15 protein-coding genes are annotated in these 22,258 nt (G+C 71.1%); 11 read left to right on the forward strand and 4 right to left on the reverse strand.

Annotation, left to right across the window (positions count from 1 at the left end; translation table 11 throughout):
• The first annotated feature begins 111 nt into the window (after positions 1 to 111).
• The 7 genes from ABZX61_RS28780 to ABZX61_RS28810 all read left to right on the forward strand — a co-directional run bounded on the left by ABZX61_RS28780 (position 112) and on the right by ABZX61_RS28810 (position 8,443).
• The gene (locus ABZX61_RS28780) at positions 112 to 915 is read left to right on the forward strand and encodes a GntR family transcriptional regulator (RefSeq protein WP_355199254.1); all 804 of its coding nucleotides are present in this window, start codon (positions 112 to 114) and stop codon (positions 913 to 915) included.
• Complete coding sequence (locus ABZX61_RS28785; RefSeq protein WP_355199255.1) at positions 912 to 1,916, forward strand: ABC transporter ATP-binding protein; 1,005 nt, start codon at positions 912 to 914, stop codon at positions 1,914 to 1,916. Before ABZX61_RS28780 ends, ABZX61_RS28785 begins: the two co-directional genes overlap by 4 nt.
• A complete protein-coding gene (locus tag ABZX61_RS28790; RefSeq protein WP_355199257.1) occupies positions 1,913 to 2,929 on the forward strand; it encodes an oligopeptide/dipeptide ABC transporter ATP-binding protein in 1,017 nt (338 codons plus the stop codon). The genes ABZX61_RS28785 and ABZX61_RS28790 overlap by 4 nt, the downstream gene beginning before the upstream one ends.
• A complete protein-coding gene (locus ABZX61_RS28795; RefSeq protein WP_355199259.1) occupies positions 2,926 to 4,419 on the forward strand; it encodes an aldehyde dehydrogenase family protein in 1,494 nt (497 codons plus the stop codon). The genes ABZX61_RS28790 and ABZX61_RS28795 overlap by 4 nt, the downstream gene beginning before the upstream one ends.
• A 123-nt stretch (positions 4,420 to 4,542) precedes the next feature.
• Positions 4,543 to 6,075, forward strand: coding sequence for an ABC transporter substrate-binding protein (locus tag ABZX61_RS28800; RefSeq protein WP_355199261.1), 1,533 nt, complete (start codon positions 4,543 to 4,545; stop codon positions 6,073 to 6,075).
• Positions 6,072 to 7,169: a tartrate dehydrogenase gene (locus ABZX61_RS28805; protein ID WP_355199263.1), complete on the forward strand. Its 1,098-nt coding sequence runs from the start codon at positions 6,072 to 6,074 to the stop codon at positions 7,167 to 7,169. The genes ABZX61_RS28800 and ABZX61_RS28805 overlap by 4 nt, the downstream gene beginning before the upstream one ends.
• On the forward strand, positions 7,166 to 8,443 hold the full coding sequence (locus tag ABZX61_RS28810; RefSeq protein WP_355199265.1) for an amidohydrolase: 1,278 nt from the start codon (positions 7,166 to 7,168) through the stop codon (positions 8,441 to 8,443). Before ABZX61_RS28805 ends, ABZX61_RS28810 begins: the two co-directional genes overlap by 4 nt.
• A 52-nt stretch (positions 8,444 to 8,495) precedes the next feature.
• On the opposite strand, the gene ABZX61_RS28815 is transcribed toward ABZX61_RS28810, so the two are convergent.
• Together ABZX61_RS28815 and ABZX61_RS28820 are read right to left on the reverse strand one after the other, a co-directional pair.
• Positions 8,496 to 11,996 carry a carboxypeptidase regulatory-like domain-containing protein gene (locus tag ABZX61_RS28815; protein ID WP_355199267.1) on the reverse strand — a complete coding sequence of 1,167 codons (3,501 nt, stop codon included), beginning with the start codon at positions 11,994 to 11,996 and terminating at the stop codon, positions 8,496 to 8,498.
• Between the two features lie 8 nt (positions 11,997 to 12,004).
• On the reverse strand, positions 12,005 to 14,608 hold the full coding sequence (locus ABZX61_RS28820) for a M4 family metallopeptidase (RefSeq protein ID WP_355199269.1): 2,604 nt from the start codon (positions 14,606 to 14,608) through the stop codon (positions 12,005 to 12,007).
• Positions 14,609 to 14,898: 290 nt separating this feature from the next.
• Here ABZX61_RS28820 and ABZX61_RS28825 point away from each other — a divergent pair, with 290 nt between their 5' ends.
• Positions 14,899 to 17,754, forward strand: coding sequence for a choice-of-anchor L domain-containing protein (locus tag ABZX61_RS28825; RefSeq protein ID WP_355199271.1), 2,856 nt, complete (start codon positions 14,899 to 14,901; stop codon positions 17,752 to 17,754).
• A 166-nt stretch (positions 17,755 to 17,920) separates the two neighbouring features.
• On the opposite strand, the gene ABZX61_RS28830 is transcribed toward ABZX61_RS28825, so the two are convergent.
• Positions 17,921 to 18,907 carry a polyprenyl synthetase family protein gene (locus ABZX61_RS28830; protein WP_355199273.1) on the reverse strand — a complete coding sequence of 329 codons (987 nt, stop codon included), beginning with the start codon at positions 18,905 to 18,907 and terminating at the stop codon, positions 17,921 to 17,923.
• Between the two features lie 21 nt (positions 18,908 to 18,928).
• Complete coding sequence (locus ABZX61_RS28835) at positions 18,929 to 19,186, reverse strand: hypothetical protein (RefSeq protein WP_355199275.1); 258 nt, start codon at positions 19,184 to 19,186, stop codon at positions 18,929 to 18,931.
• 213 nt (positions 19,187 to 19,399) lie between these two features.
• Between ABZX61_RS28835 and ABZX61_RS28840 the strand changes: the two genes are divergently transcribed.
• From ABZX61_RS28840 to ABZX61_RS28850, 3 genes are all read left to right on the forward strand, one after another.
• Positions 19,400 to 20,161: a phosphotransferase gene (locus tag ABZX61_RS28840; protein ID WP_355199277.1), complete on the forward strand. Its 762-nt coding sequence runs from the start codon at positions 19,400 to 19,402 to the stop codon at positions 20,159 to 20,161.
• Positions 20,162 to 20,354: 193 nt separating this feature from the next.
• Positions 20,355 to 21,473 carry a ThiF family adenylyltransferase gene (locus ABZX61_RS28845; RefSeq protein ID WP_355199279.1) on the forward strand — a complete coding sequence of 373 codons (1,119 nt, stop codon included), beginning with the start codon at positions 20,355 to 20,357 and terminating at the stop codon, positions 21,471 to 21,473.
• Between the two features lie 54 nt (positions 21,474 to 21,527).
• Complete coding sequence (locus ABZX61_RS28850; RefSeq protein ID WP_355199281.1) at positions 21,528 to 22,256, forward strand: NAD-dependent epimerase/dehydratase family protein; 729 nt, start codon at positions 21,528 to 21,530, stop codon at positions 22,254 to 22,256.
• Positions 22,257 to 22,258: the final 2 nt, after the last annotated feature.

Consider the following 22,258-nt stretch of genomic DNA (forward strand, 5'->3'; position numbering starts at 1 on the left):
TGCGGAGTCCCGCCGCACCCGCGCGGCGGTCACACTGGAAACGATCACGCGCTCCTGCGGCTGGAGAGCGCGAGCGGTGGGAACGGAACACGAACCCGGAGAAGCACACTCATGAGCCAACAGACCCCGGCCCCGGCGGGCAGGACCTCGAAGCGGACGCTGACGGAGGTGGTCACCGGGCTGTTGCGGGACCGCATCCTCGGTGGGGAGTTCCCGCCAGGGACCCAGATGAACGAAGTCGAGCTCGCGGCGTACTTCGAGGTCTCGCGCGGCCCCTTGCGCGAGGCGATGCAGCGTCTGGTGCAAGAAGGCCTGCTGGTCAGCTACCCCCGTCAAGGGGTCTTCGTCCCCACCCTGACCGCAGAGGACCTGGAGGACATCTTCGTCGCCCGCCAGGCGATCGAGCGGGAGGCACTGCGCCGGGTCACCGCCCGAGGGGTTTCCGCGGGCCTGGTCGCCGACCTCGAGGTGATCGTCGCGCGGATGAGGGACGCCGTCGGCCACGCGGACGAGAGCGCGCTGGCCGCCCTGGACCTCGCCTTCCATCGCCGGCTGGTCAGCGCCGCCGGCAGCACCCGGCTGGATCGGCTGTACGGCCTCATCGCCAACGAGATGCAGCTGTGTTTCCGGATGATCGTCGACAGCTACAGCGACCGTTCCAAGCTGTGGGCCGAGCACGAGCAGCTGCTGCACGTCATCGCCAGCGGTGACAGGTCCGCCGCCAAGGCGCTTCTGGACCGTCACTTCGCCGAGGCCGGCGAGCTCCAGCCGGGGGCCTCGGACCAGCCGCTCAAGCAGCGCCTTCGCCCTCACTCGCATCGCCACCAGGATGCGTCGGCCTCTCATGAACACGCCGACGGCTACCGCCACGGCGACGACCAAGAAGCCCCACCGCATCCCCGGGAGCAGACATGAGCGCGCGTCTGGAGGTCCGCGACCTGACCGTTCACGCCGGGCGGCCCGGACAAGCCCCACCCATCCTCGACCGCATCAGCCTGACCCTCGATCCCGGCGAGGTGCTGGCCGTGGTCGGCGAATCGGGGTCGGGCAAGAGCATGACCGCCCACTCGGTGCTGCGCATGCTGCCGGCCGGGTTGCACATGCACGCCGAGGGCCTGCGGCTGGGCGACCTGGACCTGCTCGCCGCCTCCTCACGGGCGTTGGACGGCGTACGCGGCCGGCGGATCGCCATGCTCTACCAGCAGCCCAAGCGCATGCTCGACCCGACCGCGACGGTCGGCAGCCAGGTCGCCGAGCCGCTGCGCAGGCATCTCGGCATGAGCAGGCAGGCCGCCCGCCGCCGGGTCGTGGAGCTGCTCGCCGCGGTCGGGATCCCCGATCCCGATCGCCGCGCCGGTGAGCATCCACACCAGATGTCCGGCGGCATGGCCCAGCGCGTCATGATCGCCATGGCGCTGGCCGCCCACCCGGACGTCCTCATCGCCGACGAGCCCACCACCGCCCTCGACGTCACCGTCGAAGCGCAGATTCTGCGGCTGATCGCCGCCATGCAGGTCGAGACCGGAATGTCGGTCCTGTTCATCTCCCACGACGTCACCACCGTCGCCTCCATCGCCGACCGCATCGCCGTCATGTACGCGGGCCGCATCGTCGAGGACGGACCGGCCGCCGAGGTCATCACCGCCGCCGAGCACCCCTACACCCAGGCGTTGTTGCGCTGCTCCACCCTGCAGACCGACGACACCGGCCATCTGCACACCATCCCCGGCAACGCCACCGCGGCACGCGCGGTCAGTCACGGCTGCCGCTTCCGCCCGCGCTGCGACGTCGCGGCCAGTGACGGGGAACTGGGCTCCCACTGCGACACCGAGGAACCCGATCTCGCCGGCTGCGGCACCCGTCGCAACTCACGCTGCTGGGTCACCATCGACCCCCGACGACAGGTCCCGGCATGAACGACCCCACGCAGAGCTCCGACATCGCCGTCATCGACCACGTCACCAAGCACTATCCGTTGGCGCGGAACGGCTTCGGGCGCCGGCCGCACGTGCACTCCGTCGACGACGTCTCCCTGACCATCCGCGAGGGGGAGGTACTGGGGCTGGTCGGTGAGTCGGGCTCGGGCAAGAGCACGCTGGCCCGGCTCCTGCTCGGCCTCGTACCGGTCGACTCCGGACGGATCGAGGTCGATCGGCTGAGGGTCGGCAAGCTGCGCGGCGCCCGGCTCCGTCAGCTGCGCCGGTCGGCGCAGCTGGTCTTCCAGGACCCGCACTCCGCCCTGGACCCGCGCATGACGCTGCGGGAATCGCTGCTCGCCCCCCTGCAGCAACACCGCATCGGCACGCCGCAGGAACGCCTGCGGCGGGTGACCACCGCGCTGGCGGAGGTCGGCCTGGACCACAGCTTCCTGGAGCGCCGGCCGGGCGACTGCTCCGGAGGGCAGCTGCAGCGGGTGGTCATCGCCAGAGCCCTCCTGCTGGAACCCAAGCTGCTCGTCTGCGACGAGCCCGTGTCGGCCCTGGACGCCTCGGTGCAGGCGACCATCCTGAACCTGCTGGTCGATCTGCGCCGGTCGCGCGGGCTGAGCATGCTGTTCATCTCCCACGACCTGAGGGTGGTGAAGTTCCTCGCCGACCGGGTGGCGGTTCTCTACCTCGGGCAGATCGTGGAGATGGCCACGCACGACGACATCTTCACGGGCGCCCTGCACCCCTACACCCTGGCGCTGTTGCACTCCGGTCAGGGACACCGCATCGACGCCGGTGAGCCTGACCAGCTGAAGGGCGAGCCGCCCAGCCCCGTCTCCCCGCCTCCCGGCTGCCGCTTCAACACCCGCTGTCCGCTGGCCACCGACCATTGCCGCACCGAGCAACCCGACCTCGTCGACAACGGAAACGGCCACCACGTCCGCTGTCACCGCTCCGCGGAGAGCCGGAGCCGGCTGGTCGTTGAGGAGATCCCCGCATGAGCCTGATGACCGGACAAACCGCCCCGTCCGTCGCCACCCGCTGGACTCCGCCCGGTAAGGCGTTCGCCGGCGGACGCTGGCGGGAGACCGAACGGCACACCGCCGTGATCGACCCCGAGACCGGCGCCTTCCTCGGCGAGGTCGCCGACAGCACCGCCGCGGAAGTACGCGCGGCCGTCGACGCGCTCGTGGACACCTTCCGGGCCGGCACCGCCGCCGACCGTGCCGACTGGCCGCTGTGGCAGCGCCGGGAGGCCCTGCACCGTGCCGCCGACCTGCTGAGGCAGCAGGCCGAACGGTTCACCGCCATCGTGGGCTCCGAGGGATGCAAGACGATCAGGGATGCCCGCCGGGAGGTGGCCCGGGCGGCGGAGACCCTGCAGCTGTCCGCCGGTGCGGGACACGCCCTGCAGGGCGCCAGCGTGCCGTTCGAGGACACCTCCCGTGGCGCGGACCGGCTCGGGTGGAGCAGCAGGGAACCGCTCGGGGTCGTCGCCGCCATCACCCCGTTCAACGACCCGCTGAACCTCGTGGCGCACAAGGTCGGCCCGGCGCTGCTGTCCGGCAACGTCATCGCGGTCAAACCGCACGAGGCGACGCCGCTGTCCGCGCTCGCCCTCGCCGAGCTGCTCCTCGAGGCGGGCGTTCCCGGCGACCGGATCGCCGTGCTGCCGGGCGGCCCGACCGCCGGGCGGGAGCTGGTGTCGCACCCCGGCGTCGACGTCGTCTCCTTCACCGGTGGGATCCGCACCGCCGACGAGGTGGCCCGCCTGGCCGGCGCCCGAACCCTGCTGATGGAGCTGGGCGGGTCCAACCCCGTCATCGTCGACCACGGCGTGGACCTGATGGCGGCCGCGCAGGCCATAGCCGAAGGGGCGTTCGGGTGCGCGGGACAGAACTGCCTGTCGGTGCAGCGCGTCTACGTGGTCGCCCAGCACTACGACGAACTGCTCGGCCACCTGACCCATATGACCGCTCACCTGAGCGTCGGCAGCAAGCATGACGAGACGACCGACGTCGGGCCGCTGATCGACGCGGCGGCCGCGCGCCGCGTGGAGCGCCGGGTCGAGGAGGCCGTCGCCCGCGGCGCCGTCGTACGCGCGGGAGCGGTCCGCCAGGACGCCACGTACCAGCCGACCATCCTCACCGACCTCGCCCCCGACGACCCCATCGTCACCGACGAGATCTTCGGCCCCGTGGTCAGCGTGCTGCCCGTGGCCGATCTCGACGACGCCGTGAACCAGGCCAACCGCGCGGCCACCGGCCTTCAGGCCGGGGTCTTCACCCGCGACACCACCGCCGCCCTGCGCACGGCCCGCCGGCTGCGGGCCGGCGCCGTAATGATCAACGACACCTCCGACTTCCGCATCGACGCCATGCCGTTCGGCGGTTTCCACCGCAGCGGCATCGGCCGGGAAGGCGTCACCAGCGCCGTCGTGGCGATGACCGCACCCAAGGTCATCGCGGCCCGGCTGACCTCCATCAGCTGAGCTCCCTCACCGGCAACTCCTCATCCGCCGCCCATCCGACCGGGACACACGAGCGTCAACCGGTCATGTCGTGGTGCCCACTCCCTTGCTCTCCCCCCAACGACGTTCAGAAGGAACACCAGCATGGCACGCACCTGGAAAACCCTCGCCGGCATGTCGACAGCCCTCGTCGTGCTCGCCGGCTGCTCGTTCGACTCCGGCAGTCCCGAGGCCACCGCGAGCGGCGGCGGCTCCAAGCTGATCATCGCCGACCTGTGGGCGCCCGACTCCGGGTACGCCCTGGAGACCGACGACGCCTTCACCCTCACCCGCGCCGGCTGCCTGGAGACCCTGGTGGCCGTGGACAAGGACAACCACGCCCAGCCCGCCCTGGCGACGGAATGGAAGCAGACGGAGCCCAAGTCCTGGACGTTCACCATCCGTGACACCAAGTTCCAGAACGGCACCGCGCTCACCGCGAAGGTCGTCGCCGACGATCTCAACCGGCTGCTGAAGGCCACGGCGCCGCCGCGCAGCTTCGCCCCCAGCGTCATCTCCGCGGTGACCGCCGTCGACGACCGGACCGTACGGATCGACACGCCGGAGGAGGACCTGTTCCTGCCGCTGCGGGTCAGCGTCCCGAACACCGGGATCCTCGCCCCCGAGGCGTTCTCCGGCACCACCACGAACCCGGTCGGCACCTGCACCGGACCGTTCAAGATCACCAGCATCGGCACCGGCCAGTCGCTGTCGCTGGCCGCCAACGACGGCTACTGGGGCGGGGACGTCGCCCTCGGCAGCGCGGAGATCCGCTACGCCGAGAGCGGCGCCACCCGCGCCACGCAGCTGCGTGCCGGTGAGGTGTCGGTGGCCGCCAACCTCCCCGTCACCACCCTCACCACCCTGAAGGGCGACAACAACATCACCCTGCAGCAGGTCGCGCTGCCCCGCACCACCGGCCTGTACCTCAACACCCGCAAGGCCCCCTTCGACAAGGTCGAGGCGCGCCGCGCGATCCAGAAGGCCATCGGGCTCGACGCCATCGTCAAGGCGGTCTACGAGGGCACCGCCACCGCGGCCGCCGGACCGTTCACCCCCGACGAGCCCTGGACACCGGCCGGGCTGCAGCCCGTGCAGGGAAACGCCGCCGACGCCAAGGCCGCCATGGCCGCCGCCGGCATCGACCCCGGCTCGCTCGGCTTCGAGCTCATCGCCTATTCCGACCGGCCCGAGTTCGCCGACCTCGCCCAGGTGATCCAGGCGCAGCTGGCCGAGGCCGGCATCACCGTGAAGATCCGCACCGGGGACTACGCCTCGGTCGAGGACGACCTCATGGGCGGCAACTTCCAGGCGACGTTGCTGTCCCGCAACCACCTCATCGACCTGCCCGAGCCCATCAGCGTTCTGCGCTCGGACGAAACCTGCAAGGGCAGCTTCAACCTCGCCGGTTACTGCAACCCGAAGGTCGACGAGCTCGTCAAGGAGGCCGGGAGCACGGCGGACCCGGCCAAGCGCCACGACCTCTACGGTCAGATCGCCACCCAGCTGGCCACCGACGTGGCCTTCGTCCCGCTCGTCCACGAGAGCCTCACCATGGGCGTCGCGGACACCGTCAAGGGCCTGCCGACCGACCCGCTGGAGCGGACCCTCCTCACGAAGGACACGAAGCTGTCGTGACCACGACCTCCCCGGAACACACCGGCCCCGGGACGGCACGGCGCTACGTCGTCGATGTCGTCCCGGGTGACGGGATCGGCACCGAGGTCGTCCCCGCCGCCGTGCGCTGCGTCGACCACCTGGCCGCGACCTTCGGATTCACCGTCGAGTGGCGCGAGCGCGCGTGGGGGTGCGACCACCACCGGGCGCACGGGCGCATGATGCCCGTCGACGGCCTCGAGCAGCTCGCCTCCGCCGACGCCATCCTGCTGGGCGCCGTCGGCGCGCCGGACATCCCCGACGACATCACCCTGTGGGGTCTGCTCATCCCCATCCGCCGGGAGTTCGTCCAGTACGTCAACCTCCGGCCGGTCCGTTCGCTGCCCGGGATCCGCTCGCCGTTGCGCTCGGACGCCCCGATCGACCTGGTCGTCGTACGCGAGAACGTCGAAGGCGAATACAGCGAGGTCGGCGGCCGGGTCAACCGCGGCCGGCCCGGCGAGTTCGCCGTCCAGGAGGCGGTCTTCACCCGGGCCGGCATCGAACGGGTCGCGCGCTTCGCCTCCGACCTGGCCCTGCGGCGTTCGGGCCGGCTGATCTCGGCGACGAAGTCGAACGGCATCATCCACACGATGCCGTTCTGGGACGAGGTGGTGGCCGAGGTGGCCGACGGCAGCGGGGTGCGGCTGGAGAAGGTCCTCATCGACGCGCTGGCCGCACGACTCGTGCTGCGGCCGGAGAGCGTCGACGTCATCGTCGCCTCCAACCTGTTCGGCGACATCCTCTCCGACCTCGCCGGCGCTCTGGCCGGGTCGATCGGGGTCGCGCCCAGCGCCAACCTCGACCCGACCAGGACGTACCCGTCGATGTTCGAGCCGGTGCACGGATCGGCGCCCGACATCGCCGGCAAGGGCATCGCCAATCCGGTCGGCACCCTCTGGGCGGCGGCCATGATGCTGGATCATCTCGGCGAATCCGACGCCGCGGCCGGTCTCGTGTCCGCCTTCGAGCACGTCCTCCGTGCGGGGACCGCCACCCCCGATCTCGGCGGCACGGCGAGCACCGAGCAGTTCACGACCGCCGTCGTCCACGCCCTCGCCGCTGGAACATCGTGAGCACGCGCCGGCGATCCGGGGCCCGGCCGGATCCGCTGGACGCGACCGCCGTCCGGCGTCATCTGCACCGGCGTCCCGAGGTCGGCTTCCTCGAGATCGAGACCGCGGATCTCGCCTGGAGCCTCCTGTCCGACCTGGGCTGGCGGCTGCGCGGCGGCGGCGATCTCGTCGACGTGCCCGGTCACCCCGGTGTGCCGGGCCGCGACGAGCTCGACGCCGCCGTCCGGCGGGCCGCCGCGCAGGGTGTGCCGGCGGAGTCGGTGCACCGTTTCCGTGACGGGAACACCGCCTTCGTCGCGGAGCTGCCAGGCACTCGCCCGGGTCCGCTGGTCGGCCTGCGGGTGGACATGGACGCCCTGCCGATCCAGGAGAGCCGCTCCGGTGGCCACCACCCCGCGGCCGGGGGTTTCGGCTCGGACATCGACGGCGCGATGCACGCCTGCGGGCACGACGGGCACGTGGCCATCGCGCTGCGGGCCGCGGCCCTGCTGTCCGACAGGCAGTTCGCCGGCACCGTACGGCTGCTGTTCCAGCCCGCCGAGGAGGGCGTCCGCGGCGCCGCTCCCATGCTGGCCGCCGGGCTGGTCGACGACGTCGACGTCCTGCTGGCCGTCCACCTCGGCTTCGGCACCCCGGACGGATGCGTCGCGGCCGCGACCGAGCTGTACGGGACCTCGAAACTGCGGGCGGAGTTCACCGGGATCGCCTCCCACGCCAGCGGGGCGCCCGAACAGGGCCGCAGTGCCCTGCTGGCGGCGGCGTCCGCCGTTCTGGGCCTGCACGCTCTGCCCCGTTACGCGACGGCGACGACCCGCGTCAACGTCGGGACGCTGCACGCGCCCGGTGCGGCGAACATCGTCAGCGCCCTTGCCGTCCTCGGCGCGGAGGTCCGGGCCGACGCCGCCGCCGAGCACGACGATCTGGAGCAGCGGGCCCGCGCCGTCCTCCACGGCGCGGCCGCCATGCACGGTGTCACCGTGGACATCGCCAGAACCGGCTGGGCGACCAGCGCGACCACCGACGGCGCGATCCTCGCCAGGATCGAGACCCTCGCCCCGAGCCACGGCCTGCGGCTTCTGCCGCCGCGTCCCCTGCGCGCGAGCGATGACGCGACGCTGTTCATGCGGCACGTCCAGGAACGCGGCGGGCTCGCCGGATACCTGCTCGTGGGCGCCGGAACGTACGGACCGCATCATTCGCCGACCTTTGACCTGGACGAGGCCGCGCTGGCCCCGGCCGCCGACCTGCTGGCCGCGCTCATCCGATCCTGGTGACGCCGCCCGGGCATGGCGACCGCCCGTCAGCGGGGCGGTCGCCGTCCGGCCTTCAGCTCTGAGGGGCCGGCCGGACCTCGAAGGCCGTCTCGGGGTCGAGCGTGCCGCGGATCAGCAGCACGTCGGGCCCGTAGGCGTTGGACACCGCCACGACGCCCTCCCCGTTGCGGATCCGCGGGTCGTCGGGCAGGTCGCCGTACTGGAACACCATGCGGCCGTCGGGGTGGAGCACCGCCTCGAAGGTGAGGCGCAGGCCGGTGCCCTTGAGCAGGACGCCGCGCCACTCGACGACGAACGCGCCGTTCACCGTCGCGGTGCGCACCGAGGACTGGTCGTCGTAGTCCAGGTTGTCGGTGTACGGCGCGGCCCAGGACCACTCGCCGGTCAGCGCGTCGTAGAAGAGCAGCATGCCGAGACCGGTGACGCCCACGCTGGTGAAGGTGTCGCCGGAGAGCGGGAAGGAGAAGGGCAGCGGCACCATCTCGCTGGTGGTCGCGTTGACGTCGCGCACCTCGGTGCCCTCGACCCACGCGCGTGGCTTGCGCGTGCAGGCGAAGCCGGAGTCGTCGACGGGCATGCCCTGGGTCAGGTCGACGACCAGGTCGCCGGTGACCGTCAGCCGTTTCTGGACGATCACCTCGCAGGCCCGGGCGAACACCTGGATCCACTGGGTGCCACCGTGGACGCCGGTCAGCCGGTAGGCGCCGGTCTCGTCCGTGGTCGCGGCCGCGATGTTGCGGTCCATGACGGCCACGCTCACCCCAGGGAGGGGTTTGCCCGAGCTGTCCCTGATGACGCCGGAGATGTCGCTGCTGCTGGGATACAGGGTGATGTCGAGGTCGATGACCTGCCCCTCTTCGCCAAGCGTGACCTTGGAGGAGTAGTACTCCCAGTCGGCGGCAGCGATCGACACCGTGTACTCGCCCGGCAGGGGGAACAGGCGGTACGCGCCGGTGGCGTCGGTGACGGCCTGCTCCATGAGCGTCGAGTCGTTCGGCATCGCGTAGCCGACCTCGATGCCCTTGAGAGGCGTGCCGGCGGGGTCGCGCACCACGCCCTGGACGACGCCCGCGCCGTAGAAGCGGATGCCCATGCCCGAGCGCAGCACGGGCACGTTGCTGGAGTACTCGAAGCCGAGCGTTCCCGTGCTGTTCTCGATGCCGATCGTGGCCGAGGAGCCGCGTGGCATCAGGCCGCTCGACAGCGACTTGTACTGGATGAGGATCTGCCCGTTCTCGTGCAGTTCCGCGGAGAAGGTGAGGCGCGCCGTGGGCTGGGAGACCAGGGTGACGTTGCGCCACTCGACGAGGTAGCGCCGGTTGGGCGCGGCGCCGAGGGTGGCGGTGAGCACCTGCGCCGAGGAGTCCACGACGAGGTCGTCCCAGAAGGCGTAGATCGCGGAGTTGGGCAGGCCGCCGCTCGGGATCGCGCTGTTGATGGACAGGGTGCTGAGCCGCTGGAAGTTGATGAAGCCGTTGGTGGAGATCCACGCCTTGGTGTACGGCTTGCCGTACAGCGGGAAGGAGAAGGGCAGGGTGACCGCGACGCCCGCGTCGTCACCCGTCAGCGCCAGCGGGGTGGTGCCCGACTCCCAGGTGAGCGCCGGGATGACGTCGCACTTGTTGTTGAAGGCGTCCTTGCGCAGCGGGGTGTCGATCTGGAGGACCTCGTCGGAATCGACCACGAGCGTCACCGTGGTGGAGGCGCCGCACCGGGCTCCCTGCACGTTCACCCGCCAGGTGCCGACGGGGACGCCGAGCATGGCGAAGGCGCCGTCCGACTCGGTGGTGACGGGGGCGTAGGGGGTGCCCTCGATGCTGACCACCGCGCCGGGCAGCGGCTCGCCGCCGGACTGCCGGACCTCTCCGTAGACGTCGTAACGCGGGACCGTGGCCAGCGACAGGTTACGGGTGGCGGTGGCGCCGGCGACCACGGTGGCGGTGCCGGTGGCGGGCGCGAAGCCGAAGGCCCAGGCGGTGACCTCGTAGGAGCCGGGAGGCAGCGGGATGCTGAAGGTCCCGTCGGCGCCGCCGGTCAGGGTCCGTTTGACGCCGGAGGCGGTCAGCGTCACGGTCGGCTTCGGCACGGCCGCGCCGGTGGCGTCGCGGACGGTTCCGGCGAGCGTGCCGGTCTGGCCGCGCGGCGCGAAGGTGACGGCGGCGAAGGCGTCCAGCCGCCCCTGCCCCCACACCCGGTTGTTCGCGCTGTCGCCGCCGCAGCTGTAGTCGGTCACGTCCACGGCGGTCTCGTCCAGCGCCCGCCTGGTGGCGGCGATGTCGCCGCGCAGGGTCGGCGCGGCGGACCACAGCAGCGCCACCGCTCCCGCCACGTGGGGCGTGGCCATGGACGTGCCGCTGTAGGCCGAGTAGCCGCTGCCCGGCACGGACGAGCGGATGGCCACGCCGGGCGCGGCGATGTTGGGCTTGATCGCCGTGCCTTCCGGGTCGCCGCGGCTGGAGAAGTCGGCGATCTTCCCGTCGGACTGGTAGGCGCCGACGGCGTAGGTGTCGGCGTAGTCGCCGGGCGAGTGCGCGGTGGCGCACTCGGGGCCGGCGTTGCCCGCGGCGAAGAGCGGGAAGATGCCCGACGCCACCCAGGAGTTCACGATCTCCTGGTAGAAGGGGTCGCCCGCGTCACCGCCCCACGAGTTGCTCACCAGGTGCGGCGCCAGGTCGGGGCGCGGATTGTTGCCTTCCAGGTCGGTGGGCGCCAGCATCCACTGGCCCGCCTCCAGCAGGAAGACGTCGCTGCACCTGCTCGTCTCGCAGCCCTTGGCGCTGATCCAGGTGGCGCCGGGCGCCACGCCGATCCCGCCCGCGCCGACGATGGTGCCCATGGTGTGGGTGCCGTGCCCGTTGTTGTCGCACGGCGTCGCCGAGGGGACGCCGCAGACCAGCGTGGGGTCGAACCAGTTGTAGTTGTGGTCGTAGCTCCCGTCGGCCTTGCGCCCGCGGTACTGCCCGGCCAGGGCGGGGTGGTCGTACTGTACGCCGGAGTCGATCGTGGCGACGACGATGCCCTCGCCCTTGGCACCGAAGCCGGACCAGACGCGCGGGGCGCCGACGGAGTCCACGCCCCACTCCACGCCCGCGACCTGGGCCGCGGCCTTGGCCGCGCGCTCGGGCTCCGGCAGCGAGACGCTGCCGGCCGGCCGTACCCGGGCCACGTCGGGCCGCTCGGCCAGCCGCTTGACCAGGCCGGCGTCGGCGCCGCGCACCAGCACGGCGTTGACCAGCCAGTACGGCGTGAAGATCGCCTTGGAGTCCTGGAGGAAGGAGCGCAGGCCGCGCTGGCTGCGCTCGGCGGTCGAGCGCAGCGTGCGGAACCCGTGCTCGGCCTTGGCGGCATGGCCGCGTAGCGACTTCCCGCCGGACAGGTCCGCCTTCTCCTTGAGCATCACGAACACGTCGGTGGTGTCGTGCTCGGCGAGCTTGGCGGCGACCGCTCGGTCGAGCCGGTCGGGCAGGGGGTCGTTCGCGGCGGCGGCCGGTACGGCAGAGCCCAGCAACAACGCGGGCACCAGCCAGAGGGCCGTCAGGAGGCGGCGGCGCATGTGTTTCCTTAGTCGAAGAGTGATTCGAGGTAGGCGTACGCCTCGTTGACCGACATGCCGACCATCGACTGGATGTTGGCGTACTCGAGTTCCGAGCGGGCCAGGGCCGTCCAGGTGCCGTCGCTGCCCGCGTCGATGTCAGCCTCGAGGTAGGCGTCGACCAGCGCGTTGATCTCGTCGATCTGCCCCTGCGTGACGGTCGTCAGGTCGCCCTGCGGCGTGTTGACCGTGCGGAAGGCCGGTTCCATGCTCTGCATGAGGTGGGCGGTCTGCCTGCGGAGCGTGTCGCTGGTGGTGAGGAGTTCCATGGCGCGGCTGTTGGCCCGCGCGTACAGCTGCGCGTAGTGCATGACGGCGCCGGACTCGGCGTTCTCGAAGATGTCGCGGACGCGCAGCAGGCCGGCCACGGTCGCGTCGGTGCCGGCGCCGGCGGGGTCCAACGCCTCCAGGCCGACGCCGGTCAGCGACTCGTCGGCGAAGCACATGCACTCCTGGCGCGGCGACTCGTAGTTGCCGTCGATCCCGACCGCGCCGAAGGCACGCCAGGCCTCCAGCATCTCGGGCGAGTTCTTGCCGTACAGGTCCGAGGCCGCCTGGATGGCGCCGGCGCGCGTGTCGGAGAAGCGCGAGCGCGGGCCGAGCTGGGTGGTGAGGTCGCGGTAGGCGATCTCCTGGGTCTTCTCGATGCCGATGCGGGTGGCCAGGATGTACCAGGCGTGGCTGGGGATCAGGCTGTTGAAGTGGACCCAGCCGCCGTCCGCGCAGCCCAGCCAGTACTTGCTGTAGTGGTCGGGGTGCGGCTTGCCGTCATAGCTGAGCGCGCTGGGGTTGGCCAGGTCGCGGATGACGCCGAGCGAGCTGCCCTCGCCCGCCTTCCAGTTGGTGCTGCCCTTGACCTTGTACTCGGTGAAGGCCGCGAAGACGTCGGAGAAGCTCTCGTGGAGCGAGCCGCCCTGGAAGAAGGAGAACAGGCCGGCGCTGGAGTGGGTGACGCCGTGCTGCCACTCGTGGGAGACGATGGTGAGCGTGGCGGTGCCCTCGCCGAACATGGTCTCGCCGGTCAGCGGGTCGAAGAAGGCGTTCTTGACCGGCTGGTGGTTGCGGTCGTTGGAGTAGCGGGCGTAGGAGTTCATCCTGGCGCCGTCGCCGTCCCAGCTGTCGCGGCCGAAGGTGCTCGACAGGTAGTCGTAGAAGCGGCCGCTGTGGTCGTAGACGGCGTTGACGTCGGGCTCGGACACCGGGCCCTCGCCCTCGGTCCTGGCCGGGCCGCCGCTGGGGCGCGGGTTGTTGTTCAGGTCCCAGACGCTGCGGTTCTTGTACTCCAGGTGGCCGGGCTCGAACTTGACGATCCGCCCGGTGCTGAGCGCGTCGACGTAGAAGACCGTCGAACGGCCGTCGTCGGCGACCATCGGCACCCGCCAGACCAGCGTGGCCGCCACCGGTTTGCCGGGGTCCGGCTCGTCGGGCAGCAGCAGGAGCTCGGGCGCCGCGCCCGCCTTCGCGCCCGGCATGGCCCGGCCGGCGGCGGTCACGGCGGATCCGGCGTCGAGGGTCGGCTTGGTGCCGGTGGGGGCCAGGTCGGGGATGAAGTTGTTGGTCAGGCTGAGCACGGTCTTGCCCTTGGCGTCGCGGTGGACGCCGACCCGCGCGCCGTACACCGGCACGCCGTCGACCTGCTGCTGGAACCAGTCGTGCTTGAGTCCCAGCGGGTCCTTGGGCCTGGCGGGCAGCTCCGTGAGCTGGGCGACGGGGTCCTTGGCCGCCAGGAGCCCGGCGTTGGCGCGCAGCCAGCTCTTGACGTCCTTGCCGGCGGGGCTCTGCAGGCTCAGCATCGTGGGCACGCCCAGCCAGGGGTCCTTGGCCATGGTGACGCCGGTGTCGGCGGCGATCTTCGCTCCGTCGGCGGCGTTGGAGACCCCCACCTTGGCGAGCGCCTCGGTCACGCCCGGACGGAAGTAGCCGACCGGGGCGGGCTCGGGCGGGCCCGCGGCCGCCATGGTCACCGGCAGCTCGGTCCTGGCCTTGGCCGGAGGGGCGGCGACCGCGGAACCGGAGACGGAGAGCTGCGCGAGCAGCAGGACGGCCGCGCCGGCGGCCACGACCTTCACGCGGCGCGCCGCCTGGCCGGCCAGCCCCACGGCGAAGCACCAGGCCAGGGCGAGCACGAACGCGATCGGCCAGGGCGTGCTGACGGCGGCGAGCTCGCCGGGCGCCACCAGGGCGGTGACCGTGGCCGTGGTGGTGATCACGGCGGCATACCCGGCTGAGGCGGCGAGCAGCCGGGCCCTGCCCCGGGTGAGCAGGCCGGCCGTCAGACCGGCCGCCACGGGCCCGAGCGCGAGCAGCACCATCGGCGAGCCCTGGAGCAGGAAGCGCAGCGGCCAGATCCGGCCGCCGGAGGAGAGCGTGGCCGACCACCAGTCCACCGGCCCGCCCGTGGCGGCGGCCGCCGCGGTGGTGACCCCGTTCACGCTCCTGGCCAGGAAACTCCCGACCAGTCCTTCCGCGCCGCTCACGAGCAGCGCCAGCATCCCCCAGGTCACCGCGACGCAGGCCGCGGCTGCGAGCCCACCCGCCCATAAGGCACGGAAAACGTTTTTGGCCAAGCGCATGGCATGCTCCACACAGGTGCGGGGGGTAACGGGAAGGGTGCAGACCGCCAGCACACAGGCATGCGTCGACCAGTGCTCACGGGGGCTGTAGGGAGGCCAGGGGATTGATCACCTGGAGTATTGAGCCTCCTTCATGTTCCGTCAATATCCATTTTTCGCACTTGACCGCGTACGTGTTGATGTATACGTTTTCTCCGCTTTGATCTTGGTGTCGCTGGTCCCGGCCCGCCGTGACACGAACGCCCGGAGCGAAGTCCGTTCTCACGGCCCGACCCAGCCTGGAGCAGCCGATGCGCCGCAGGTTCTTATTGGTCATGCTCGCCGTCGCGATGGCAGGGACCGGAATGACCGCCCCCGCCCCCGCCCTCGCCGATCCCGTCAGCCCCTCCCCCGCCCCGTCCACCGCCGCGCCCTCCTCGGAGCGCCACACGATCTCCGTCGGCAGGCCCACCGACCGCAAGACAGCCCGCGAGCGCGCCGCCAAGGCGCGCGAGGCCCGGAAGACCCGCTCCGCCGACGTCACCACGCTGGACGTCGACGCGGGCAGCGTGACCCCGGTGGACACCGGCGCCGACGGCGCCAGGGCGCTGGCCGGCGCCCTGGTCGGCGACAGCAGCCTGGTCACGGCCTCCTACGTCACCACCCCGCCCGCCACCGGGACCAACGGCCTGGGCACCGGCATCGGCGGCCTCTCCGGCACCGGCGCCCTGCTCACCACGGGCGACGCCACCCTCGCGCCGCAGGCCAACCAGTTCCACTCCGACGGGCGCGACTCGGGCGGCGGCAAGGTCCGCGGCGACAGCGCCTACGACGTCACCGTGCTCCGGGTCGACCTGGACGTCCCGTCCTGGGCCAAGTGCATGACCTTCGAGGTCAAGTACTTCAGCGAGGAGTTCCCCGAGTTCGTCAGGTCCGCCTACAACGACGGCTTCGTCGCCGAGCTGGACCGCACCACCTGGACCACCAACGAGTCGACCATCCTGGCGCCGGACAACTTCGCCTTCGACCCCTCCGGCAACGTCATCTCCACCAACACGACCGGCCTGCTGGCGATGACCGCCTCGGCCTCGGCCGGGACGACGTACGACGGGGCCACGCCGCTGATGAAGGCCTCCACCCCCATCACCGGCGGGTCGCACAAGCTGTACCTGTCGATCTTCGACCAGCACGACGCGGTCTACGACTCGGCCGCGCTGGTGCGCAAGCTCACCTATACCCAGGACGAGCCGGCCGAGTGCGGCACCGGCGCCAAGCCCGTCACCAAGCCGGTGATCTTCGTGCCGGGCATCATGGGGTCCAAGCTGAGGGACGCGAGCACCGAGTACTGGCCGGGCACCCTGACCAAGCTGCTCAGCCTGAGCGACTCGCACCTCGACAACATCATGCTGAACGACGACGGGGAGACCGACGCCAAGGGCAACGGCGTCTACGCCCCCGAGGTCATCATGAAGATCCTCAACATCAAGTCCATCTACGCGGGCACCGTCAGCCACCTGCAGAACGCCGGGTACGTGCTGGGCGACATCGAGAACCCGCAGCCGGGCGAGAACCTCTTCCTCAACCCCGTGGACTGGCGCAAGTCGTCGGACCACAACGCGGACCAGCTGCTGGACCGGATCGAGTCGGTCCTGCAGACCACCGGCGCCGACCGGGTCAACATCATCGCCCACTCCCAGGGCGGGCTGGTGACGCTGGCCGCCACGCGCATGCAGCGCTCGGTCGGCAAGATCAACCGGATCTCCACCATCGCCACGCCGTACCTGGGCGCCGCGAAGGCGCTGGGCGTCATGCACTACAAGACGCCCTGCGTGATCGACCTGACCGCCGGCCGCTGCCTGCTCAACAGGAACCAGGCCGCGAAGATCACCAAGAACTTCCCCGGCTTCCTGGAGCTCCTGCCTTCCGACAACTACCACACCGTGGTCGAGCCGCCGGTCAACCGCATACCGGGCGGCCCGCTCACCCCCGACCAGGTGCGCGACATGCTCAGCGACAAGAACCTGGCGCTGATCGACAAGGCCCGCGCCTGGCACCGGGCGTCCGACGCCTGGAACCCCGCCGAGTCCAGGGTCGGCCTGACCCGCCTGGTGGGCACCGGCGTGACCACCCCAGTGAGCTTCGACGAGTTCCCCGAGGCGCACTGCAACGAGAAGAAGGGCTGGTGGGACGGCTGCGTCAACGGCACCGGCGTCATGATCAACTGGAGTGACCTCGGTGACGGCACCGTGCCGCTCGGCTCGGCCCGGCTCACCGCGGGGCTGCGCGGCAACTCCGTGGTCCAGCCCGCCTACTCGGGCATCGGCCACGTCGAACTGCCCAACGAGTCGCAGGTCGTCTACGACGCCGTCAACGCCATCCAGGGCGAAGGACCCGCCACGGCCGCCCTCGCGGCACAGCAGGACGACAGCGTCCAGGCGGCCGCCGGCGGGCTCACGGGCACCGAAGTGGAGATCAGAGGCCCGGTCAACCTGCTGCTCACCGACGCGGGCGGGCTGCGCACCGGGTTCACCGACCCGGCGACCGAGGTCGAGCTGGAGGACATCCCCGGCAGCTCCTACGCCGCGGGCGTCGGCCCGTACAAGCGCATCTCCGCCTTCCTCCGCCAGGGCAGGGCCGCGGCCACGATCACCTCGACGGACTTCGGCTACGTCTACCTCCGGCTGCGCACGTACGAGAACGGCGTCATCACCTCGACCATCCCGTACGAGCCCATCCTCATCGGGCCGAACGACCACATCACCCTCAACGGCGGCGGCGTCACGGTCCCCGCGACCCGGGTCTCCGTCACGCCGTGCGACTCGGGCTGCCCGGCCCAGGACCCGCTGCCCACGGTGACCGGCTCGGCGGCGGACGACGAGACCCCGCCCGACACCGACGTCACGCTCGGGTACGACGAGTACGACGGCAGGAAGCGGGTGCACGTCGACGCCTCCGCGACGGACACCGGCGGGTCGGGCGTGGGGCGGATCGAGTGGGCCATCGTGTCCAGCGATCCGGACGACACCCCGCAGTACTCCACGTACGGCCTGCCGTTCTACTGGATGAAGCCCACCGGTTCCACCGGGACCTGGACGCTCCACCTGCGGAGCATCGACAAGGCGGGCAACATCGACGGCTCGTACGTGAAGATCCCGCTCAACCTCTGACCGGGACCCCACGGGACGCTGACCCGGCCCGCGGCGACGGTCCCGGGTCAGCGTCCCCCGCACCCACCCCGGCGAGCGTCCTCGCGCCCGGCTCGGCGCGCATCCCGTGTCAGCACTTGGGCCCCCGGCCTGGCACGCGTCCCGGGTCGGCGTTCGCGGGTTGCTGTCAGGCCGCGCGGGAGGACACCAGCTCGCACAGAGCCTCCAGGACCTGCTTGGCCGGGCAGTCACGGAGCCGCCCGGCGGCCGAGCGCGCCTCGGCCGCGTACCTGGCCGCCTCCGACCCGGCGGCGGCCAAGCCCGCCGACGAGCGCAACAGCTCCAGCGCCTCGGCGTGCAGCTCGGCGTCCTGGAGCGGGCCGGCGGCCAGGAGTTCGCCGAGCCGTCCGCCCTCGCGCAGCGCCAGCAGGGCGGGCAGGGTCAGCACGCCGGCGCGCAGGTCGGTCCCCGCCGCCTTGCCCGCCCTGTCCGCGCCGGAGACGATGTCGATCAGGTCGTCGGACAGCTGGAAGGCCACGCCGAGCGCTTCGCCGTACTCCCCCAGCGCCGCGACCGTGCCGGCGTCGGCGCCCGCGCAGATGCCGCCCAGCCGTACGGACAGCGCGATGAGGGAGGCGGACTTGTCGCGTACCACCTCCAGGTGGTGGGCGACGGGCTCCTGGCCGGGACGCGGGCCCGCCACCTCCCTGATCTGCCCCATCACCAGCCGCTCGAACGCCTCCGCCTGAGCGCGGCGCGCCTGCTCGTCCAGGCCCAGGCTGAGCGTGGCGGCGCGGGCGACCAGGTGGTCGCCGGCCAGAATCGCGATCTTGTTGTTCCAGCGGGTGTGCGCGCTGGGCACCCCGTGGCGCAGCGGCGCCTCGTCCATCACGTCGTCGTGGTACAGCGAGGCGGCATGGACGAGCTCGACGACGGCGGCCGCGTCCAGCACCGAGTCGCGCTCCGGGTCGCCGAACTGGGCGCCCAGCAGCACCAGGAGCGGGCGCCACCGCTTGCCGCCCGCGCCCAGGAGGTAGCCGGCGGTCTGGCTCACCAGGGGGTCGGGCGATTCCGCGGCTGCCACGTGCAGCCTGGCCTCCACTTCGGCCATGCTCTTGCGCAGGTGTTCCGCCAGGTCAGGGTCGGTTAACTTCAGCTGCTCGATAGCCGACATATCCGCCTTCTCCGTGATATTTCATGATCCGGCAGACTCTAACCCTGAGATCCGCGTGTCACGAGGCCGCCCTGCGGTGACGGCTCCCCCGACGGCGATGCCGGCGGCAGGAAGGGCCACGGCCGCGATGACGCTGCCCATGATCAGCTCCGTGGTCATCCACTCCAGCGCGTAGACGCTCCATGCCAACAGCCCGCAACCGGTGAGGGCCGCCACGCACAAGACGGAGAAGCCGACGGCGCCGGACCGGCGGCCGCGCTGATCAAGGGGGGACGTCATGGCGCCGATGATCGCATGTCATCGCGCCCTTCACAGGATCATGGACAGCCTCGGGCGAGAAAATTAGGGTGGAGATCGCTGGCCGACACATGGCTGACCCGGGGACCGGTGATATGGGGATTTTGCGGCAGATCTGGCCGGCCGTTCCCAGCCGTCACCCCCGCCCGGACACCGTACGCGCTTTCGCCGCCGAGCTCGCGACCCGGGACGGCCATGGCCGCTGACCGGCTCATGGGCGGCAACGACCAGGCCGTGGTGCGGATCGGCGCCACGGTGCGGCGGCCGGTGCGCGCGTGGTCGGCGTCGGTTCACGAGCTCCTGCGGCACCTGGAGCGCAAGGGGTTCGGCGGCGCTCCCCGCGTCCTGGGCGTGGACGCGGAGGGCCGGGAGATCCTCACCTACCTGGTGGGCGAGATCGCCGGCGCGCCGCCGTGGCCCGCGTGGGCGTGGAGCGAGGACGCGCTGGTCCAGGTGGCCCGCTGGCTGCGCGACTACCACGAGGCCGTGGCCGACTACGTGCCCGCTCCCACGGCGCGCTGGCGGCTCGGCGGGTCCTGGACCCCGGGAACGATCATCGCGCACAACGACGCCGGGCCGTTCAACGCCGCGTGGCACGAGGGCAGGCTGACCGGCTTCTTCGACTGGGACTTCGCCGGGCCGGTCACCCCGGACTCGGACGTGGCGTGGGTGGCCATCGCCTGGGTGCCGCTGTACGCCCGGCGCGCGGCGACGGCCGACGGATTCCGCGACGAGGCCGCCCGGCCGGAGCGGCTGCGCCTGTTCCTCGAGGAGTACGGCTGGCGCGGCGGCCCCGAGGAGATCGTCCGCGAGGCGCAGGCGCGCCTGCGCGTGCGGGCCGGCCAGATACGCAGATATGGCCGCGGCCCCGACGAGCTTTACGTCCAGCTGTACGAAGGCGGCGTCGCCGACGACCTCGACCAGGCGATTCAGGAGTTGTCCGAGTTTCCCTTGTAAAAAATTCTGTCCTGGAGAGAATGCAGTGAAGGAATCCGTCCGGACGTAAGGTGGGGCCATGCGAAGACGTCCTGTCATGGTGAAGCTCGAAGAGACGAGCATGCGCGTCGGCGCCGTCACCGCGTCGAATTCCGCCGGCAACTGACAGCGTGCGGGTGAGGTGTTTTCACCTCACCCGCACTCGGAGGACCACGTGACGGATTGGCGCCCCCGCCTGCGGGAAAGCGTGATCGTCCAGACCGAGGGCGACGAACTGCTCTTCCTCTGCACGGCGGACAGAACGGTGAAGAGATTCGCCGCCGACGCCTTTGTGAAACGGGTGATAACACTTCTGGACGGCACTCGCACATATGCCGAGATCGAGCGGTCCGTCGGTGACTCGCAGCCGCTCGGCGAGGTGCTGCAAATCCTCACGGAAGAGAAGCTGCTGAGCCGGGTCGGTCACCTCGAGGGGTCGTTCGCGCGGCTCGGCGACGATCGCGCCCAATTCTACGACCGCCAATTGCGGCTGCTCCAGGATTTCTGCGACCAGGGCCTCACCGACCTTTCCAGCGGCGTGCAGTTGCAGGAGCGTGTCGACCGCTCGACCGCGGTGGTGTGCGGGGTCGGCGGGCTCGGCGGCTGGGTCGCGCTCTCCCTGGCGAACGCGGGCGTCGGCACCATCCGCTTGTGCGACTTCGACCGGGTCGAGCCGTCGAACCTGACCCGGCAGACCCTGTTCTGCGTCGCCGACGTGGGAGCGTCCAAGGTCGAGGCGGCCGCGGCCAGGCTGCGGGCCGCCAATCCCTTCGTCACGGTCGAGACGTTCGACCGGCGCGTCACCTCCGCCGCCGACCTCGCCGACCTGGTGGACGGCGCGGACATCGTGATCAACGCGATCGACCTGCCCACGCCCAACGACACGTCCACCTGGGTCAGCGAGGCCTGCTGGCCGGACGTGCCGCACATCCTGGGCACCGGGTACGCGTACCACATCGGGGTGCTCGGCACGACGGTCCTGCCCGGGGAGACCGCGTGCTGGACCTGCGTCCGCGCCGAGACCTTCGCCGACCACGGGCGCGGCCGGATGGAGTCGCTGGTCGGCAAGAGGCAGAAGGCGGGCGCCATCGGGGCGCTGTGCGGGCTGGTCGGCACGATTCTGGCCTGGGAGGCGATCCGGGTCCTGACGGGGTTGCCCCCGGCGCTGAGCGGGCGGTGGAGCGAGGTGGACTTCTGGCCGCTGGAGATCCGCTCGCGGCCCATCCCGAAGCGGCCCGACTGCCCGAACTGCGGCGAACGGCTCTCTGCCGAGAAACGGGAAACAACGCCGTGAATCCGGGTCGAGAAACCTCGCCGAATGCCGGTCTTCATACGAGAATAGATTTCCATGGAGGTCGTCGGCGACGGAATGATTGCCCGGGCGTTCGTCAATTCACCGATGAAGATGGATGGCACGGTGGTGTTCGCCGCCGGGGTGTCGCGGTCGACCACCACCGAAGCGACGGAGTTTCACCGGGAAGCCGCTCTGCTCCATGAGGCGATGGGCGGCGCCCGCCGGCTCCTCTATTTCTCCACGGCGTCGGCACATCTCTACGGGAACGGCGACGGATCGCCGTGTTCGGAAGAGGACCCGGTTCATCCCACCACCGCGTACGGGCGCCACAAGGTGGAGATGGAGAAAGCGATACGGGCGTCCGGGGTGGACCATCTCATCCTCCGGGTGACGGAGGTCGTCGGACCGCACCAACGGCCGCACCAACTGCTGCCCGCACTGGTTTCCCAGGTCAACGACGGCGTGGTGACCGTCTACCGGGGCGCGCGCCGCGATCTCATCGACGTCGCGGACCTCGTGACCATCGCCGCCGAACTCCTCTCCGGCGGCCTTCGTCACGCGACGGTCAATATCGCCTCGGGCCATCCGGTGACCGCCGAGGAAATCGTCTCCTATCTGACGACATTGTCCGGCCGGGCCGTCACCAAGGTCTATGTGGACACCCCGGCCAACGACTACAACGTGTCGACGAAGAGAATGGCGCAGCACGCGCCGGCCACGGCCCGGATGGGTTTCTCGCCGACCTACTATCGAAGCGTCATCGACCGCTATTACCGTTTCTGAAG

The sequence above is a fragment of the Nonomuraea sp. NPDC003709 genome (genome assembly GCF_040610775.1).
Lineage (GTDB): Bacteria > Actinomycetota > Actinomycetes > Streptosporangiales > Streptosporangiaceae > Nonomuraea > Nonomuraea angiospora_A.

Coding starts and splice junctions, on each gene's coding strand:
- ABZX61_RS28780 (WP_355199254.1), top strand. CDS start 112: ATGAGCCAACAGACCCCGGCCCCGGCGGGCAGGACCTCGAAGCGGACG.
- ABZX61_RS28785 (WP_355199255.1), top strand. CDS start 912: ATGAGCGCGCGTCTGGAGGTCCGCGACCTGACCGTTCACGCCGGGCGG.
- ABZX61_RS28790 (WP_355199257.1), top strand. CDS start 1,913: ATGAACGACCCCACGCAGAGCTCCGACATCGCCGTCATCGACCACGTC.
- ABZX61_RS28795 (WP_355199259.1), top strand. CDS start 2,926: ATGAGCCTGATGACCGGACAAACCGCCCCGTCCGTCGCCACCCGCTGG.
- ABZX61_RS28800 (WP_355199261.1), top strand. CDS start 4,543: ATGGCACGCACCTGGAAAACCCTCGCCGGCATGTCGACAGCCCTCGTC.
- ABZX61_RS28815 (WP_355199267.1), bottom strand. CDS start 11,996: ATGCGCCGCCGCCTCCTGACGGCCCTCTGGCTGGTGCCCGCGTTGTTG.
- ABZX61_RS28820 (WP_355199269.1), bottom strand. CDS start 14,608: ATGCGCTTGGCCAAAAACGTTTTCCGTGCCTTATGGGCGGGTGGGCTC.
- ABZX61_RS28825 (WP_355199271.1), top strand. CDS start 14,899: ATGCGCCGCAGGTTCTTATTGGTCATGCTCGCCGTCGCGATGGCAGGG.
- ABZX61_RS28830 (WP_355199273.1), bottom strand. CDS start 18,907: ATGTCGGCTATCGAGCAGCTGAAGTTAACCGACCCTGACCTGGCGGAA.
- ABZX61_RS28835 (WP_355199275.1), bottom strand. CDS start 19,186: ATGACGTCCCCCCTTGATCAGCGCGGCCGCCGGTCCGGCGCCGTCGGC.
- ABZX61_RS28840 (WP_355199277.1), top strand. CDS start 19,400: ATGGCCGCTGACCGGCTCATGGGCGGCAACGACCAGGCCGTGGTGCGG.
- ABZX61_RS28850 (WP_355199281.1), top strand. CDS start 21,528: ATGGAGGTCGTCGGCGACGGAATGATTGCCCGGGCGTTCGTCAATTCA.